This is a genomic window from Pseudomonas sp. CMR5c, from assembly GCF_003850545.1.
Taxonomy (GTDB): Bacteria; Pseudomonadota; Gammaproteobacteria; order Pseudomonadales; family Pseudomonadaceae; genus Aquipseudomonas; species Aquipseudomonas piscis.
Genome location: NZ_CP027705.1, coordinates 3,317,987 through 3,336,874, shown reverse-complemented (window position 1 = coordinate 3,336,874; position 18,888 = coordinate 3,317,987). Strand labels below are relative to the sequence as shown.

The window sequence follows — 18,888 nt, the reverse complement described above, 5'->3', positions numbered from 1 at the left end:
TTTGCGGTAGCACCCTTCACGCCCGCCCCGCCTCACTGCTTGCCGCGCATGCTGTTGCGCCAGATCCGGTAGCTCCTGATCCCCGCACGTACCGAGCCGAACAGCAGCTGCTCGTCCATTTCCGCACTCATCCCCGAGCGTTCCAGCATCTTCAGGAAGGTGCCGCGGGCACGGGCGATGGCGAAGTGAATGCCCTGGGCGGCCAGGGTGTCGCGGATTTCCCGCAGCACCGCGATGCCGCTGACATCGATATCGGTGACCGCCTCGGCATCGAACAACACCACCTCGGGCTTGCCGTCGCGCCCGATGTTCTCCAGCAAGCGCATCTTGAAGTAGTCGGCGTTGAAGAACAGGATCGCGTCGTCAAAGCGATACACCACCAGCCCGGGCACGGTCCGGGCCTGCGGGTACTTGCTGATATCGACCTGGCCTTCGATGCCTGGCATCCAGCCCAGTACCGCGTCGGTGGGCTGGTAGATGCTGTACAGCAGGCGCAGGATGGCCAGGGTCACGGCGAACATGATCCCCGGCAATACCCCCAGGCCCAGCACGCTCACCGTAGTCAGCAAGCACAGCCAGAACTCGAAGCGGCTGAGCTTGTGGATCTGCCCGAGGGATTTCACATCGATCAGGCCCCAGCCGGCCATCAGCAGGACCGCGCCCAGGGCCGGCTGCGGGATCCAGGCCATGGGCGCGGTGAAGAACAGCAAGATCAGGGCGATCGCCACGGCGGCGATGATGCCCACCAACTGGCTCTTGCCTCCAACCATGTCGTTGACCGCGGTACGCGAATCCGCGCCGCTGATGGCGAAGCCCTGGGAGGCCCCCGCCGCCAGGTTGCTCATGCCCAGGGCGATGAACTCATGGTTGGCATTGATCGCATAACCATGGCGTGCGGCAAAGCTGCGGGCGGTGAGCATGGCGCTGCAAAAACTCACCGTGGCGATGCCCAGGGCGTCGCGCAGCAGGCTCTTGCTCTCTTCCAGGGTGGTGCTGGGCCAGGACAGTTCGGGGATGCCGCCAGGCACATGACCCAAGACCGCCACGCCGAACTGGTCGAGACCGAAGACCCCGGCCAGCAGGGTGAACACCGCCACCGTCACCAGCGCCGCCGGCACCCGTGGATAGCGGCGCGGCAAGCCGATCAGCAGACCCAGGCTGGCCAAGCCGATGGCCAGGGTCAGCCAGTGGATCTCGCCCAGGCGCTGGAGAAAATCCATCAGCCCGAGGATGAAGCCCTCGCCCTCGATCTTGAAGCCCACCACCTTGCCCATTTGCCCGGCGATCAGGCTCAGGCCGATGCCGTTCAGGTAGCCGATGAGGATCGGCCGCGAGAAGAAGCTGGCGATGAACCCGGCCCGGGCGATCCCCGCGGCGATCAGCATCAGCCCCACCAGCACGGTGACGATCATCGACAACTCGACAGTGCGCTGCAGGTCGCCCATGGCCAGGGGCGCCACGGCCCCGCCGAGCATGGCGCAGGTGGCGGCATCGGGGCCGACCATCAACTGCCGCGAGCTGCCGACCAGGGCATAGACGATCATCGGCAGCACGCAGGCATAGAGCCCGTACTGCGCAGGCAGCCCAACGATCTGGGCATAGGCGATGGCGATGGGAATCTGGATCGCCGCCACCGACAAACCGGCCCGCAGGTCGGCGCGCAACCATTCACGGCGGTAGTGCAGCAAGTTGGACAGGCCGGACAGATAGCGGGAGAGCAACATGCAGGGTCCTTTCGAAGTGTTCCGTTCTTGTTATTCATCCATGCCCTTGCAAGCCATGCGGCAGGCAAGGCGACGCAGCCCGCTATTGAAGCCAATCGCGCACTCGAACGCCATGAGCTGGAGCAGCTTTTATGTTGATCGTCGAATGTTGGCCCGCACGGGCGGCCAATGGCACCCGGAGAGTGTCAAGTGGTGCCTCGTCGCAGCTCACTGACAAGCAACATGAGCTCTATTTCCATTATCCTGGCGCGCACACAAGCCCCATCACGCCCCTGGAGCATGCAATTGAAACGTTTTCGGTGCTTTGGAACAGACGCGGGCAGCGGCAATGAGGCCCTGGTCATGTTTGATGTGGAAGCCGCCTGTTGGCCACCCGCCGAGCGGCTAGCGTTCGCTGCCCGGCAAAATGCCAACGCTTGCGTCTTCATCGATTACCCACAAGATCCGGCGAAGCCATACGTGCTCGATTTCTACTACCCGCACAGCCGAAGCCCGCTCTGCCTGCATGCGTCGCTGGCAGCGGCGCATTACCTGGATACCCAGGGGGGCGCGAGGTACTCGGGTTCGTTATCGACGGCCATGACTGCAAAGCACCTGGCCTTTACCCGCGTGGGCAACGAACTGCATATCCAGGTCATGCCAGAGCGAGTCACAGCCCATGTCCCCGCGACAGGTGAGGTGGCGCAGTGGCTGGACTGTGCCGAATCGGCCATCAAGGGACCTGTCGCCATCGCCTCGGTTGGCAGCGCGAAGTTACTGGTCGAAATGGCAAGTTCTGATGAGCTCTACGCCTTACGTCCCAAGCTCGATGAGATCCTGGACTGGGGCAAACGGTGTGGGGTAAGCGGCATCTACGCCTATGTGCATCGTGGAGCAGATGAATACGAAGGGCGTAACTTCAATCACCGGGACGAGTGCCTTGAGGACACGGCAACAGGCGTCGCAGCAGGTGCGCTCTGTGTGTTGCTCAAGCGTGACATCGTCTTGCACCAGGGACTGATGCTGGATAATCACTGCCGGATAAGCGCTCGCAACGACAGCGGTCTGATCAGCATCGGTGGGTTGGTTCACCAGGCCTGAGCAATGCCCGCCCTCCACATCCTGCTGTCGGTCCGTGCCTAAAGTCCGGGCATCAAGCCGGAGCCTGCCCCTGGGTTCGATCAACATCGTCAGCGCTTCTGCGGATAGCCAACAAGTGCTGCGCCGTGGTCTCCATCAAGCTCGTGGCAATCTCGTCCACATGCCGCCGCTGCCAGGATTCCAGGGGCGTGCCCTTGACCCACTGGTTGAAGGCGCCGAGCGCCGGGCCGGTCTGTACCTGATAGTTGGCCTGGTCCGCGCTTTCGCCGCTGAAGGCCAGCTTGGTCGAGTAGGCGAAGTACCAACGAAACACCCGGGCCATGCGCACCTTGGGGTTGCTTCGGGCCAGGGCCAGGTCTGCTTCGCGGCCCTGGGCCAGCAGATAGTGCTCGCACTCTTGCCAGACCTGCTCCAGCGTGCGCTTGAAGAACAGCCGCTCCAGCACGCCGCGAATGTTCTGCGGTATCGCCTCGAGGCTCTCGTAATGACAGTAGAGCGCATACAGGCGGTTGGCCCGCATGGGAAACAACACCCCTCGCTTGAGTACCTGCACCCTGCTCCCCCGCTCGAACAGGTCCCCCGCCGGGGCATAGGCCATGTCGTGGATGCTCACGTCCTGCAGCATGGTCTTGACCAGGTCCGTAGCGCCCGACTCGACCGTGCACTGGTTGATCGACCCGGTCAGGATGAAGTCGGCCCCCATCGCGAAGGCCGCCGCCGCGGCTGCGGGAGTGCCGATGCCCCCAGCCAGGCCGAGGCAGATGGGCTCGGCATACCCCGCCCGGGCTTGCAACGCGTCGCGCAACTGCAACATTGCCGGCAGCACGATGGTCGGGATACCGCCATCGGTATGCCCGCCGGAATCGGCTTCGACGCAGATGTCATGGCTCATGGGTACCTGCCGAGCCAGTTCGGCCTGCTCCTCGGTGATATCCCCGGCCCTGCGCAGCGCCGCCACCAGCGCCTCCGGCGCCGGGCTCATGAAGGCTTCGGCCACCTCGAGCCGCGAGACCTTGGCCAGCACCCGGTGCCTGCACACCAGCGTGCCGTCGGCGTCGCGCGCAAGTCCGCGCAGCCGGAACAGCACCAGCGGCAATGTGATCTCGATGAAGGCCGCCGCCTCGATATTGCGAATGCCGCGGGCCAGGTACATCTCCACCGTCGCTCGCTCATGACGAGGATCGTCGTACTCCGCCAGCAGGTTCAGCCCGTAGGGCTCGCCCGCCGGCAGCGCGGCTTGCAGCGTGCCGATCGCCTGTTCGATCTGCGCCAGGCTCAAGCCTCCGGTCCCCAGGTAGCCGAGCAGGCCGGCCCGGCCCAGGCGGATCACCAGCTGCGGTGAAGCAGTGCCGCGATACATGGCTCCGGCGACATAGGCGTACTTCAAGCCGTAGCGCCGGCGGAACAGCGCACTGCCCAGGTCCTGCCCGCCTTGGCGCCGTTCGCTTGTCACGGTGCCGACCATCCGTGTCATTGGGTCGGGAGCATTTCCCATATCCATGTCCTCGATCAAAGTCAGTTCCTAGATCAACCCGGCATTGGCCAGTTCCTTCAGGTAGCCCGAAATGAACTTCCGATCGATCGGCGCCAGCCAGTCCTGGGCCACCGGACCGTCGATGAGCGAGCGGGTGCGTTCGGCAAATCTGTGGCTGTCGAACTCGGGCTGGTTCAATACCTCCTGTAATTCGTCCAGTTGATAGATCGATGAATACAGGCTGTAGGATCTTGGCCGGGCGTCCAGCGCTTGCAGGCGGGCCACGAACTCCTGGCTCCAGGCTTCGGAGCTTCCCAGCTTCTCGAGCGGATAACCCAGCTCCCGTACCCAGTCCACCAACACGTCCAGGCTGGGGGCGTCGGGCGCGTTGCTCTGGACGTGGTAGATGGAGTACCCGGCCTCCACGCCCAGGCTGATCTGGGCAATCGAACGTGCGGCCGCATCCACCGGCAACCCGCGAAATATCGGGGTCATGGAGCGGGAACTGTCTAGATGGAAAGACGGCGGAGCAATAGCGGTTTGCACCAAGCTGACCAGAAAGCGCGAGAAGATGTCGGCGAAATTGACGAACCCAGGCTGGGTACTGTGGGGCAACAGCATGCCGCAACGGAACACCTTGACCGGTATCGCCCACTTCTCCCATGCCTCCTGCAAGAGTACCTCCCCGGCCCACTTGCTGGCCGCATAACCGGCGGCGTAGCGCCCTGCTCCAAGGCAGTGGTCATACAGGTCCAGAGCCTTCTCACTCTCGTGGATCGGCTCGTTCCGGTGCACCGCACTGCCCACGGCGATGCTCGAGATGAAGTTGATGGCCTTCTTCTTTCCCGAAAGCGCCAGACGTATCACCTCGGCAGTGCCGTGGACATTGGTCCCGTGCAACTGGTTGTAGGCCAGCATGTGATTGACCAGGGCGCCGTTGTGCACGATGGCCTCGACCTTGTGCACCAGCATGTCCCAGGTCGGTTGCGCAAGGCCCAGGCGCGGCTTGGTCAGGTCGCCCGCCAAGACCACCAGACGTCCGGACCGCTCCAGCGCGACCAGGCGTTGTTGCAGTTCGGTGGACGCCGCCAAGCTCTCGAGCAGGCGCTGCCGCGCTGCTGCATCCGAAGTTGCCCGCACCAGGCAATACAGGGTCCCCGCGCGTGGAGCCAAGCCTTGCGCCAGGTCCAGGGCAAGGAAGCGCCCGGCGAACCCACTGGCCCCGGTCAACAGGACCTGGCTTGGTGGTAGATCGGTGGGTTGCGCAAGTTTCGCTGCCGCGCGCAGGATGTCCGAACCGATCAGGGTGTCCAGTCGAAGCTGGTTCGCCAATACCCGCGATGGCGATTCAAGCTGGTGGCCGGCGGGTGATGCCATCGCAGCCGATACCGGAGCCGGATCAAGCGATGGCTGAGACGGAATCGCTGCTCGCTGGGGCGCGCTTGCCACCGGCTGCGGCGTACCCGGGACAACGGGCGACTCGGTGCCTCGTAGTTGGCCGACCAGGGCCGCCAGCTGTCTGATAGTCGGGTGTTCATAGACCTGGCTGGTATTGATCGAGATCGAGTAACGCTGGTTTATCTCGCGGATCCACTCCACGGCGATAATCGAATCCAATCCATGTTCGGCGAGCATTTCCTCGGGATCGATTTCCTGGCTGTCGATGCGCAAGGACTGGGCAAGGCTTGTCGTCAATTCCTGCTCCAGCGCACCCTGGTCGATCTGGTTCCGCAAGGAGGCCGAAGCTGGCGCGGCGACCTGCGGCTGCGACTGGATAGCGATCGTCGCTGCGCGCTCCATCTGCGTCGCCCCCAAAGACTGGCCGGAATCCTGCTCGTCGGCTGCGGTATTCAAGGCAACCGCCCTCGGGCGTTCCCTGGCTTGTTGCACCAACTTGGCCATCTCGCGAATCGTCGGGAATTCATACACCTGGCTGGTGTTGATCGAGATCGAATACAGCCGATTGAGTTCACGAATCCACTCCACGGCGATGATCGAATCAAGACCATGTTCAGAGAGCATCTCGTCAGGGTCGATTTCGTTGACGTCAATCCGCAGCGCCGCCGCCAGGGTTTCCTTGAGAGTCCGCTCCAACTCATCCAGCCCAGCGTTCTGCTGATGGAGATCCGCTACGGTGTCGATATCGGAGATGCTCCGGGGTGCCTGCGTGAGCGCATGGGCTGCGGCCACCTGCACCGTGGAATGCCCGCTCGACGCCCCGCCCTGGGAAGCGACGGCCCGTAGCTCGGCGCGCTCTTCCGTCGCCCGCAGGCGCAGGCCCCGGGGCTTGCCGGGCAACGACGCAATCGGCGCAGGCTCGCGGTGCGGCTGGCTAGCGTGCGGTTTGACGGATGCTTGCACCCAGCATCGCTCCAGGGCGAAGGGATAGGTCGGCAAGCTGATCCGCCGCGGCCGCTGCTGGCCATACAAGCGCGTCCAGTCGATCTCCAGGCCCAATACCCACCACTGCGCCAGTCGCCCCAGCTTGCCCTGGGCGATCAACCTGCTGGCGGTTTCCTGCAGGTCCTCGTCCGCCTGGAAGATCTTTTGCATGCCCGGGTCGCGCTTGATATCGCCATGGAAGATCTCGCCCTGCCCACCCTCTTCACCCAGGTAAGCCCGCAGCCGGCCGCGCAGGCCATCGGTGGAGTCCACCACGCAAGCCAGGCGCACCTTCATTGCCTCGCGCCCTACCTGCAGGGTGTACGCCAGGGATTGCAGGTCCGCTTCGCGGTGCTCCAGAAAGGCCAGCAGTTGCTCGACCCGCGCCTTGAGTCCCGTGGCGTCCCGGGCCGAGAGCAGCACCAGCACCGGCTTGGCTTGGGCCGTTTGGGCCGGACGTGACTGCGGCCGATATTCCTCCAGCACCACATGGGCATTCACCCCGCCAAAGCCGAACGAGCTGACCCCGGCGCGCCTGGGCAGCACGTTGCCCCGGCCATCGGCGAGCGCCGGCCAGGGCCGTTTGGCATCCACCACATAGAACGGACTGCCCGCGAGCTCGATCTGCGGGTTCAGCGGCTGGCTGTGCAGGCTCTGGACCAGGCACCCATGGCGCATCTGCAATAGCACCTTGACCAGCCCCGCCACTCCGGCCGCCAGTTCCAGATGGCCGATGTTGCTCTTGATGGTCCCCAGGCCGACGCTGTGCTCGGCCAACACATCCTTGCCCGCCAGCGTACGGAACGCCTGCTTCAGGCCCTTGATCTCGATCGGGTCACCCAGTTCGGTGCCGGTGCCATGGGCCTCGATGTAACCGATGCTGTTCAAATCCACCCCGGCTTCACGCAGCGCCGTTTCGATCACTTTGGCCTGGGCCTGCGGATTGGGAGCGGTCAGCGAGTTGGCCTGGCCGCCGTGATTCTGCGCGCTACCGAGGATCAAGCCATGGATCTGGTCGCCGTCACGCTCGGCCGCGGACAGTGGCTTGAGCATCAGCATTGCCACTCCTTCACCCCGTACATAACCGCCAGCCCGGGCCGAAAACGCCCGGCACCGACCATCGCCGCTCAGCACCCCGGCATGCATGAAGCTCTCATGGGCCTCTGCTGAAAGCAGCGTGTTGACGCCCCCCACCACCGCCTGGTCGCACTGCCCAGTGCGCAACAAGGTCACGGCCCGATGCACGGCCACCAGGGAACTCGAACAGGCGGTTTCGATGGGCTCGCTCGGCCCATGCCAGTTCAGCCAGTAGCTCATGCGATTGGGGCCCATCGATCCAGCGGTGCCCACTGCCAGTGCCGCGGTCACGGCCTCGCCGGACTGGGCCAGCAACTGGGCATAACCCGTGGCGCAAGTACCCACCAGCAGCGCGGTATTGCTGCCCGAGAGGCTTTGCACTGAATATCCAGCATCCTCGATCACCTTGTAGACCTGCATCATCAGCAAGCGGTGCTGGGGGTCCATGCCCTGGGCCTCGCGGCGTGAAATATTGAAGAAGGCCGGATCGAACCCATCCAGGTCTTCCAGCACTCCGGCATGGCGCAAGGCGGGCTCTGGCCCGGCGCCAAACCGCCCCAGGGGCAACTCACCGATGCAGTCGCGGCCTGCCTCGAGGTTGCGCCACAGCGCGTCGATGTCCTCGGCCTCAGGGAAACGCCCGCTCATGCCGATCACGGCGATCGGCTCGGCGCCCGCCTTGGTCGGGCCGGGCTCGCCACGCGAACCTTGGGCTACAGCGACCCTGGGTACGGCAGCCTGCGGCGCGCTCGCTTCGGACGTTCGGGGCGCCTGGGCTGGGGTAAAGAACAGCTGCAGTTTGGTTCGGTACTCCTGCGCCAGGTAGCTGGCCAGCGCGGCAATCGTCGGGGTCTCGAAAAACTCCGAGGGCGCCATGTCCAGGCCATAACGCTCATTGAGCAGCCGGGTAAAAGCCGTCGAAGCGATCGAATCGAAACCGAACTCACCAAAGGGCGTATTCCGGTCCAGCTCTTCACGGGCGATCTTCAGGTAATCGGAAATCATCTGGGTGATTGCCGCTTCGACCTGGGTCGCCAGTTCCTGGGCATCCAGGCCGGACGGCGCCACAGGCGGCTGGGTGTCTTGAGCTTCAGTCGTGGGCCCGGCAGGTGCGGCGGAAAGCGGTTCGATGGGCGTGACGGCATGGCGCACGACGCCGTCGCTGATGGCCAGGATGATTTCCTGGCTCAGGGCCTGGGTCGTGCCGCACGGGATGTCCACGCCATGGAACCCTTGTGTTTGCAGCACCCAGCGCCAACTGGCGGGAGTCAGCATCGGCGTGCCCGGGATACGCAGCTCTGGGTCCTCGGCCAGCCACCATCCGGGCAACAGGCCGAACGTCAAGTGCCCGAACAGGTGTGCCTGGGTGGCCTCGTTCAAGAGCAACAGTCCGTTGCCCTTGAGCAGGCTCTTGACCTGCCCCAGGGTCTGCGTGATGTCTCGGGTCGCATGCAGCACGTTCGCCGCCACTACCACATCGTAGCCACCGGCCTGGAAACCCTGGCTCGAAGGGTCCCGCTCGATATCCAGCAAGCCGGTTCGCAGGTAACCAGCCTGGGGCGCGTAGTGCTGCAGGGCATGCTCGAGAAAGGCCGGCGACACATCGGTATAGGCGTACTCGTCGATCTGTCCGGCATATGGCGCCAAGCGCGCCAAGAGCCCGGCACTGGTGCCGCCGGTCCCGGCGCCGACCTCCAGGATCCGCAGGCGCGCCTGGGGCTCAAGGCGCAAGCGCTGCTCGACATAGGCCTGCAGCCGCTCGCCCAGCACTGCGTTGAAGTGATCCGCCACCGGGTGATCCCGATACAGGGCTTCGACCCCATCCAGTCGCCCTTCGGGGAACAGCACCTGGGTCGCCTCCCGTTCGCCACGCAATATCGCCGGCAATGCCCGCAACATCTGGTCGAGCAGGCGAACCTGGGTCTCCAGGCCGCGCGGCTCGGCTCCTGCCAGTACCTGTTCGCAGTAGGCCTGCCACTGCGACCACTGCTGGTTCCAACCGGTATCCGCCTCGGGATGGCCGGCCAGGCGCAACGCCGCTGCACGCCAGCGCTGGTATCGCGGTGCCAGTCCCTGCTCGGTTGCCAACCAGCCGTGCTTTTGCAGCAGGCTGTACAGCAGTGGCTTCAGGCGTTGCTCCAGCGCTTGCCAGGCACTGGCTGCAGCGATCGGTGTGGCAAGTACCGGCGGTACCGGCAGCGACACCGAAGGCACCGCGGGCATGAGTTCTGCCACTTCATCGCTGGCGATGCCCCAGGCGGGGGCGACCCTGGCCAGGTCCAGCTTGGCGAACCCAAGACGCGCCAGGGGACTGGTCAACCAGTTTTCCAGCCACGCCATGGCTTGTGGGGGTTCGATCGAGCCGATTCCGGCCTGGGTCATCCGCGCCCGGTAGTCGGGCGATGCCACCACGCCGACCCCACCCCAATAGCCCCAGTGCACCAGCTTCACCGGATAGGGGCGTTGCGCATTGCGGGCAAATTCATCGACGAAGCAACAGCCAGCGGCGTAGTTTCCCTGCCCCGCCATCCGCGCGAAGCTTTGCAACGACGAGAAGTACAGCATCAGGTCCAAGGGTTCGTTGCCGAAGACTGCGTCCAGGTTCAGCGCCGTTTCCTGCTTGGCCGCCAGCGCCGCCTCGAAGGTCTGTTCATCCATCTGTGCCAGGCTGCGATCGGCCAGCACCAGCGCGGCATGCACCACGCCATGCACGGCGCCGTAGCGCCCGCGGATTTCGCCCAGCGCCGCCTCCAGGGCGGCGCGGTCGCGGCCGTCAGCCTGCAGGTACAGGGGCGCCGGGCCCAGCGCCGCCAGGCGTACACACTGATCGGCGATCGCCTGGTCCTTAGAGCGCCGGCCCAGCCATACCACCTGGGCCTGGTACTGGCGGATCAGGTACTCGCTGAACGCTACGCCAATGCCACCGGCGCCGCCGAGGATCACATACACCCCTGCCTGGCGGAAGGCCGGTTGCGCCGGTGTGGTGAGCTGGCAGGCCAGCAAGCGTTGGCGATAGCTACGGCCCTGGCGATAGGCCAGGGTTTCTCCGGCCACGCCTGGCGTGCGGCCGAGCAGCGCCGGCCAGGAAATCGGGTCTTGCGGCGCCAGGTCCACCAGGTCCAGGCGCCAACTGGGGTATTCCTTGGCCAGGCTACCGATCAGCCCGTGCACACTGGCCTGGAAGGGGTCGCCCAGCTCCTGCGGGCCTACGCCCAGAGCCTGGCGGGTGACGACGCAAAGGCCCAGCGGCCGCCCGCCGTGCCCCAGCTCCAGCAGGGCCTTGATCAACAGGAAGGCGGCCTTGGCGGCCCAGGGCTGGCCTGGCGGAACGTGCCAGACCAGATGCTCGAACGGCTCCTGCTGCTGGAGCCAGGACTGCCAGGCGCCCTGGCCGCCGGCGGTCAATTGGCGTTGCTCAACCTCGCCGCAGATTTCCACCACCCGGTCCACAGGCCACGAATCGCTCAGCGTGTTGCCCGGCTGCTCGAGGATTGGCTCCCAGGCCGGCATCAGGCTCAGTTCCTGGAGCAGGTCGGTGCCCTTCGCCGCCAGCGGCGATTTATCCGCCGGCGCCCGGCTGCTGAATCCGTTCAATCGCACCATGACTCGTCCCTCGCTGTCTGTCAGATCGATATCGATCCCGCGTTGTTTGCCCCGGTCGCTCGTAGCGGGTCGCAAGATCGCCCACATCTCGTGTGGCAGCGCTTGCCACTGCTCGAGCCGCTGTAGCGCAAAGGGCAATGCCAGGGCGTCTTGCGCGGCCAGGCCCAGGCTGGCCTGCAGCGCGCCATCGATCACCGGTGCGGGCAAGCCGACTCCAGGGGCCGTACTAGCGCCGCGCAATCGCGCAAGCACCAGGTCGTCACCCAGCTCCAGGCCCTGCAGCACCTGGAAGCTCGGGCCATAGTCCAAGCCAAGCCGGGCGAAGCGCCCATAGCAGGCGGCACCGTCTAGCTGGCGGCCACACCCTGCGCGCAGTTGCTGGAGGTCGACCCGTGGTTGCTTAGCACTGCTGTCCAGCCGCGCCCGGCCCTGGCTGTACACCAATGGCTCGTCCTGGCCAGCGCTGAAGATCCGATAGGCAACAGTGCCTTCGCCCTGCTCCCGCAGGCCGACATGTACTTGCAGCGGCGAGCGGAGCGCCAGGGGGCGCAGCCAAGTGATTTCCTCCAGTAGCACTGGATGCTCGGCCGGCAAGCCATGGGCCTGGGCCATGGCCGCGCGTGCCCATTCCAACTGCATCGCCGCGGGCACCAACGGCTGCCCCGCGACCTGGTGATCGCGCAAGAAGAACTCGTCGCCCGTCAGGGTCGTGGAGAAACGCTGTTCACCTGCCAGCGAGCCGCTGTACTGGAACAGGGGCTGCAACGAGCTCTGCAACGCTGAAGGCAGCGGCCCGGGCTCGTCGCGCTCATCCGGGGGCTGCTCGATCCAGTAGCGCTCCCGGGCGAACGGATAGGTCGGCAGGGCAATACGGCCCCCGGGCTGCTCGGGGTAGAGCGACCTCCAGTCGATCTGCGTGCCTTCGACCCACTCCCTGCCCAGCTCCAGCAAGGCCAGCCCGTCGGCCCCAGTCAAAGCCTTGGCCGGGTCGAAATTCCCCGTGCGCGCAAGAGACTTGCGAACATCGCCCACCACTACCCGTTCGAGCGGCTGACCTTCGATGAAAGCTGCGAGTGTCGCGATGACCTGCCCAGGCGCGGTGGCGACAAAGGCCAGGCGTTGCTCCAGGGGCGCCCGCCCAACCTGGAGCGTATGGGCCAGGGCCGGCCAGTCCACATCCGTAGTGTTCTCCAGGAACCCTTTGAGCCGTGCGGCGTAGCTCTTGAGCTGCGCGGGGCGTTTGGCCGACAGCACGATCAGCAGCGGGTGCTGCTCGTCCAGTTCCACCCTGGAGCGACTGGCCTGTGGCCGGCGATACTCCTCGAGCACCAGGTGGGCATTGGTGCCGCTGATGCCGAACGAGCTGACCGCCGCGCGCAATGGCGCCCCGCTGGTAGGCGCCCAGGGTTGGCCCGAGGTACAGACGAAGAACGGCGACTGTTCCAGCTTGAGGTCGAAGTGCTCGTTGGGGCTGCTGTAGTTGAGGGTCGGCACCAGTTGCCGATGGCGCATCTGCAACAGCACCTTGTGCACACCGGCCACGCCAGCGGCGGCCGAAGTGTGGCCGATGTTGCTCTTGACCGAGCCCAGGCCGCAGAAACCCGGTTCCCTGGTGCCCTCGCGAAATACCGTGGACAGGGCATTGAGTTCGATCGGGTCACCCAGCTTGGTACCCGTGCCGTGCATTTCCACGTAGCCAATGCTGGCCGGATCGATGCCGTGGCGCTGGTAGACTTCGCGCAACAGCGCGGCCTGGCTGTCCTGGTTGGGCGCGGTCAAGCCATTGCTTCGGCCGTCCTGGTTGATCCCCGAGCCGATGATCAACCCGTGGATCAGGTCGCCGTCGCGCTCGGCATCCGCGAGCCGCTTGAGTACCAGCGCGCCCACGCCCTCCCCTGGCACGAAGCCGTCGGCCTGGTTATCCAGGGTCCGGCATTTACCCCTGGGTGAAAGGACTCCGGCTGCGCACATGCAGACGTACAGCTCCGGCGTCAGGTACAACGCCACTCCGCCAGCCAGCGCCAGGTCCACTTCGCCGTTGCGCAAGGCCTGGCAGGCCAGGTGCATGGCCACAAGCGACGACGAGCAGGCGGTATCCACCGGAATCGCCGGTCCCTTGAGGTTGAGGAAGTAGGCGATGCGGGCCGCGGCGATCGCCGGGCTGCTGCCGATCATGTCCACCAGGCCCAGGCGCTGCTGGACCAGGCTGCCGTACTCGCTGCCGCTGATGCCCAGGTACACGCCGCAACGCGACTCGCTCAGTTCCCGTGGCGCTCGCCCGGCATCCTCGAAAGCCCGATAGCCCTCCTCCAGGAACAGGCGCTGCTGCGGATCCATCCGTTGCGCCTCGCTGGGGGCGATATTGAAGAACAGCGGATCGAAGCATTCGATGGCCTCCAGGCTGCCCAGCCACTTGCTGTAGGCCTTGCCCGGCGAAGGTATGGCCGGGTCGAAATAGGCATCGACGTCCCAGCGCGTGGCTGGAATCTCGCCCACGCAGTCGCGGCCGTCCACCAGGTTGCGCCAATAGGCCTCCAGCGAGTCCGCCCCGGGATAGCGGCCGGACATACCGACGATGGCAATGGCTGCCTGCTCTGGGCAGGCCTGGGGCGATGGCTTGGCGGCCTGTTCGCTGGCGCCAGGCGTGGCGGTGGTTTCGTCCTGCGGCGATCGTGGGTCCATGAATCGACTCCTTCAGTTGTCTGGCAAACCATCCATTGTTCGCGGCCCACCCATGGGCCCAGGTCTTTACTGAACCCATTCGTACTCGCGGTGGAATTCCTTGATTTCCCGCAGTACCAGCTGTGGACGGTCCGCACGCGGCAACTGCGGACGTACGCTGGAAGCGTCGTCGATCCGTACGTTGCGGGTGCCGAAGCGCACCTGCGTGTTGCTCTGCAACAGTCCCTCGTACTCGCTCATCGACAGCCGGTAGCGGTTATCGAGCTGGCGCTCGATCTCCTGGGCCCGCAGTTGCACGTGCCCCTGGTGGCGCACCACACCGCTGTAGAACTCCGAACAGCAGCCCGAGCCATAGGAGAAGCAACCGATGCGCCCCGGCGATTCGAAGCGGCCATTGGCGATGGTGCTGGCCAGCGATAGCAGCACGGTGCCGCCCATGATGTTGCCGACCCGCTGGCAATAGCTGAGTCCCGGCGTCACCCGGCGCTGGAAATCGGCCTCGATGTCCGCCGGCGCGGCCTGGACCTGCTTGCGCATCATGGTGCGATGCGCGCCCTTGATCATCCCGCCGAAGGGCGTATGGAACGCCAGGTAGCGAAACGAGCCGACATAGTCGACGTCGCCGACGCGCTTCTGGTACTCGAGAAATGCGTTCTCGCAGCAGTCCAGGTAGGACAGCAGCGACAGGTCGGAGTCGCCGGCCTCGGTATCCGCGGTTGGCCGGCAGGTGTCCATCACTTCGTAGCCGTAGTAGCCGTTGGCACCGACGTCGATGTCGAAGATCCGCGGCTGGTCGCTGACCAGCATCGCCACGGCGCCGGCACCGGTGCTGGGCTCGGCGAAGGACCAGTCCTCGGTGAGGGCGCTGCCGCCGGTGGTCATGTGCCGGGCCAGGTCGGTGGAGATCACCAGCGCCTTGGCCCCCGGCGAGACCTGGGCGAGGATGAAGTTCACCGCCATCTGCAAGCCCGCGGTGCCCGAATAGCAGGCCTGCTTGAGCTCGAACAACCGGCAGTTGCGGTTCAGTCCCAGGTGGTGGTGGACGTAGGTGCTCAGCGACTTGCCGAAATCGATCCCCGATTCCGAGCAGGTGATCAGCAACTCGATCCGGGCCTTCTCTTCGGCCGATAACGCCTCCACCAAAGGGCGTGCTGCGTTCACCGCATAGGTCACCGGGTCCTCGTCCAGCAGCGCGACGGTCTTTTCCTTCATCAGCAGATTATTGAAGCGCGCCGTATCCAGCTGGCGGTGCGCGGCCAGTTCGGCAACGTCCAGGCAGGCCCGACCGCCGAACACGTTCATCGCTTCGATTCCTACGGATAACATTGGCTTTCTCCTTGGTTGTTCATCGCTCATGACGCGTCAGGCACAACGCGGTGTTGATGCCGCCAAAACCCATGCTCAGGGTCAGGGCGTGCTCTATCGGGTGCGGCCTTGCCACATCACGGATCCAGTCGAAGGACGGATCGATCGGCGTGTCCAGGTTACGGCTCGGGTGCAGGCGCCCTTCGCGCATCTGCACCAGCGTGGCGATTACCTCCACGGTACCGGCGGCGGTGAGCCCATGACCGAGCAGCGACTTGCTGGTGTTGAGGAGCACGTGGCCCAGGCCGCTGTCGCGCAGGGCAGCCAGCTCCACCACATCGCCCAGGGGCGAGCCGGTCCCGTGGGGGTTTACATAGTCGATCTGCCCCGGGGCCAGGCCCGCGCGCTCCAAAGCCTGGGCGATGGCGCGCATCTCGCCCTCGCGCGATGGGTCGGGATTGCGGTTGGCATCCATGGTCCAGCCCCAGCCGGACAATTGCGCATAGGGCCGAATGGTGCTGCGCGCGGGGTTGGCCATCCGCTCCACCACCACCGCGCCGCAACACTCGCCATAGATGAAACCATCGCGGTCGCGGTCGAACGGCCGGGCCGCCTGCATCGGCGCATCGGCATAGCGCTCGGAGCCCATGGCCCCCAACGAACGCAACGCCTGGCACTCCCAATGCGACAGATCCATCAGGGCGCCCAGCGCGATCGCCACATCCACCTGCCCCGACTGCACCGCCTGTAGCGCCTGGATCACCGCGACCTGGCCGCTGGCCGAGGCGCCGCCCACGGTGCAGGCCATGCCCTGGATGCCGAACTGCTGGGTACACAACCCGCACAGGTCGCTGTCCATGAACTCGACGCCATGACCCGGCCGCACGAAGGCCTCGCGCCCGGTGTAGCGCTCATGAAGCTGGGCCAGTTCACGTTGCTGCAGGTTGCAGCCGCCGACGACCAGGCCGATGCGCTGCGGGTCCACGTCCTCCAGGCGGGCGTCCTGCCAGGCTTCATGCAAGGCCACCAGGGCCGCCTCGGCAGTCAGCGACAACTGCCGGAACAGCCGTGGCGAACGCTCCGGCGGCAGTTGCAGGGGGCCGAGTTCGGCGCCGAGAAAACGGCTTTGCCCCTGGCGCCCGGGGCGTTGCAGCACGTCGAAAGCGGCGTCGCCGGCCAGCAATGCGCGGGTGAAGGCCTCCCGGCCCTGGCCAATGGCGGAAACGATACCGACACCGGTGATCGCAACGGGTAGTGGTCGAGTGGCAAGCATGTTGGCACCAGGATTGTCGATTCGGGCGAAGGCAACGGGTCGGCCCATGGCTGCATGGATGGCTACAACGCCCGGATCTCGTCGAGGGCAAAGTAGCCGTTGTGGCCTTGCAGATAGACCGCCGCCCGGTGGCCCAGCAACACCAAGGCGGTGCTGCGGGTCAGCTGGTCGCCGTCGACCCGTAGCGAGCGCACCCGAGTGCCGACGGGATGCCGGGCATTCCACCGGGCGACCTGCTCGATGGCGCTGTGCAGCGCCGCTTCGTGAGGCCCAGGCGCCGCATCCCCCGGCGAAACCGCAACGCCAGGCACAGGCAGGCGGCTGCCAGCGCGGATCTTCTCCACCAGCTTGGTCAACACCTCGCCATGGCCGACTTCTTCGAATTGCACCTCGCCCTGGGCCAGCAGGTATTGGATGCTCTCGCACCATTGCACTGGATGAGTCAGTTGCCGGACCAGGTTGTCGGCGATCGCTTCCTGGCTATAGGGCTGGGCCGAAACGTTGGCGATTACCGGCTTGTTCGGCGGCGCCAGTTCCAGGCCTTGGAGATACGCGCGAAAGGCATCGGCGATCGGTTGCATGTAGCGCGAGTGGAAGGCGCCACTGGTATTGAGCGGATACAGCATGCCGCCCGCGGCCTCGACCGCGCTTTCCAGGCGCGCCAGTTCGGCCTTGGGCCCGGCGATCACGCTCTGCAAGGGGGCGTTGTGAATCGCCAGGTCGACACCATCGGCCTGTTGCGCCTGCAAAAGCTCCACCAGCGCGTGGCGCCGCAGGTTCATGATCGCGGCCATGCCCCCCTCCCCGCCACTGACCTGGCTCATCAGCTCGGCGCGGCGCTGGACCAGGCGCAGGCCCGATGCGAAATCGAAGCACTGCGCGGCCAGCAGGGCGTTGAACTCACCCAGGCTGTGACCGGCGAAACCATCCGCCTGGGCGCCATCGCGCAACCGCTGGAAATAGGCCAGGGCGTTGACCACATAGATCGCCGGCTGGGTGTAGCGGGTCTGGTCCAGCAGGCCATCCGGGTCATCGAGGCACAGGGCCTTGATCGAATAATCGAGTATGTCGCTGGCCGCTTCGGTCAGCTCGGGGAACTCATCGAACAGCTGGCCACCCATGCCGCGCTGCTGCGAACCCTGGCCGGGAAAGATGAACACCTTCATTGGCACCTCCATTGTGCATTGCCCCTGGCGGCGCGCCAGACTTGGCGCGCCCTGTCCGCTCCATCCGTGCTACACCGCCCGCGCCTCGAGCCGGGTGTGGATCAGGTCCGCCAGTTCGCCGATATTGCCCGGGCCGAACAGCTCCACCCGCGGAATGCTCAGGGACAGCGACTCCAGCACCAGCATCACGATTTCCGCGCGATCCACCGAGTTCGCACCCAGGTCACGCAAGCGGTCGCTACGGGTGAACGCATGGCTGGCAAGGGTGGGAATCACTTGCCGGACGTGACGGACGATCAATTCGAATATCTGTTCTCTGGTCATGCTTGTGCCTCGCTCTTGAAGGAATATCGCACCGGGCAACGGCAAAATCAGTTGCCGAACAGTGCCTTGATACGCTCCCGCACTTCGGGGTGATGGAAGGTTTGCTCGTGCATCTGCACCTCGCGGGCCGTGATCGCGGGCAACCGCGCGCGCAGGCCAGAGGTCAGGTGCTCCTTGAGTAGCACCAGTGAATGCCGGGGTTTCTCGGCCAATTGCGCCGCCAGTTGATGGGCGTGGGCCAGCACGTTCGCCCGTGGCAACACCGGGAACGGGATGCCGCGGCCGGCCAGCTCGTCGCCGCGATAGTTCTCGGCGGTCATCAGCAGTTCCTGGGCCAGCGCCAGGCCGAGCTTTTCCTGCAGCACCAGGGTCGAACCGAACCCCGGGGTGAAGCCATAGCGCATGAAGTTCGCCGCATACACGCTCTCGCGGCTGAGCACCGCCAGGTCGGCGAACAGGCCGAATACCAGCCCGCCACCAATCGCATGCCCCTGCATGGCCGCCACTACCGGAATCTCGCAGGTCAGCGGCAATTCGTAGATCGGATAGTCGGTGTACTGACCGCCCCCGGCGGCCAGCTCGAGCAACATTTCCTGGGTGCCGCCGGTGCAGAAGTAGGTGTCGTAACCGGTCAGGACCACCACCTTCCACGCCGGATTGCTACGCACCGTCTCGAAGGTACGGATCAGTGCCTGGGCCAGGCCAGTGGAGAATCCGTTCTTGTGGACGCGATCGGTCATGGTGACCTGCACGATCGCTGGCGTTACCTGTTCGAGCTGTACCAGATCGTCGCTCATA

The 18,888-nt window shown here is 65.3% G+C and carries 9 protein-coding genes; 1 reads left to right on the top strand and 8 read right to left on the bottom strand.

The features are described 5' to 3' along the window. Positions 1–32 precede the first annotated feature (32 nt). Positions 33–1,724 (bottom strand): SulP family inorganic anion transporter, encoded by a 1,692-nt coding sequence (locus tag C4K40_RS15305; RefSeq protein ID WP_053129870.1) that lies wholly within the window; start codon positions 1,722–1,724, stop codon positions 33–35. Positions 1,725–1,946: 222 nt separating this feature from the next. Here C4K40_RS15305 and C4K40_RS15300 point away from each other — a divergent pair, with 222 nt between their 5' ends. Further along, complete coding sequence (locus C4K40_RS15300) at positions 1,947–2,804, top strand: PhzF family phenazine biosynthesis protein (protein ID WP_164485024.1); 858 nt, start codon at positions 1,947–1,949, stop codon at positions 2,802–2,804. Between the two features lie 52 nt (positions 2,805–2,856). Here C4K40_RS15300 and C4K40_RS15295 read toward each other — a convergent pair whose 3' ends face one another. The 7 genes from C4K40_RS15295 to C4K40_RS15265 all read right to left on the bottom strand — a co-directional run bounded on the left by C4K40_RS15295 (position 2,857) and on the right by C4K40_RS15265 (position 18,887). Further along, positions 2,857–4,257 carry a PfaD family polyunsaturated fatty acid/polyketide biosynthesis protein gene (locus C4K40_RS15295; protein WP_218188657.1) on the bottom strand — a complete coding sequence of 467 codons (1,401 nt, stop codon included), beginning with the start codon at positions 4,255–4,257 and terminating at the stop codon, positions 2,857–2,859. A gap of 69 nt (positions 4,258–4,326) precedes the next feature. Continuing rightward, complete coding sequence (locus C4K40_RS15290; protein ID WP_053129860.1) at positions 4,327–14,022, bottom strand: thioester reductase domain-containing protein; 9,696 nt, start codon at positions 14,020–14,022, stop codon at positions 4,327–4,329. Positions 14,023–14,088: 66 nt separating this feature from the next. Continuing rightward, entirely contained in the window at positions 14,089–15,348 is a 1,260-nt protein-coding gene (locus C4K40_RS15285) for a hydroxymethylglutaryl-CoA synthase family protein (RefSeq protein ID WP_053129857.1), read from the bottom strand. A gap of 19 nt (positions 15,349–15,367) precedes the next feature. After that, a complete protein-coding gene (locus C4K40_RS15280) occupies positions 15,368–16,600 on the bottom strand; it encodes a beta-ketoacyl synthase N-terminal-like domain-containing protein (RefSeq protein ID WP_053129854.1) in 1,233 nt (410 codons plus the stop codon). A gap of 62 nt (positions 16,601–16,662) precedes the next feature. After that, on the bottom strand, positions 16,663–17,766 hold the full coding sequence (gene fabD, locus C4K40_RS15275) for an ACP S-malonyltransferase (protein ID WP_053129851.1): 1,104 nt from the start codon (positions 17,764–17,766) through the stop codon (positions 16,663–16,665). Positions 17,767–17,835: 69 nt separating this feature from the next. Further along, positions 17,836–18,090 carry an acyl carrier protein gene (locus C4K40_RS15270; protein ID WP_053129848.1) on the bottom strand — a complete coding sequence of 85 codons (255 nt, stop codon included), beginning with the start codon at positions 18,088–18,090 and terminating at the stop codon, positions 17,836–17,838. A 47-nt stretch (positions 18,091–18,137) separates the two neighbouring features. Then, on the bottom strand, positions 18,138–18,887 hold the full coding sequence (locus C4K40_RS15265; RefSeq protein ID WP_053129846.1) for a polyketide synthase: 750 nt from the start codon (positions 18,885–18,887) through the stop codon (positions 18,138–18,140). Position 18,888 lies beyond the last annotated feature (1 nt).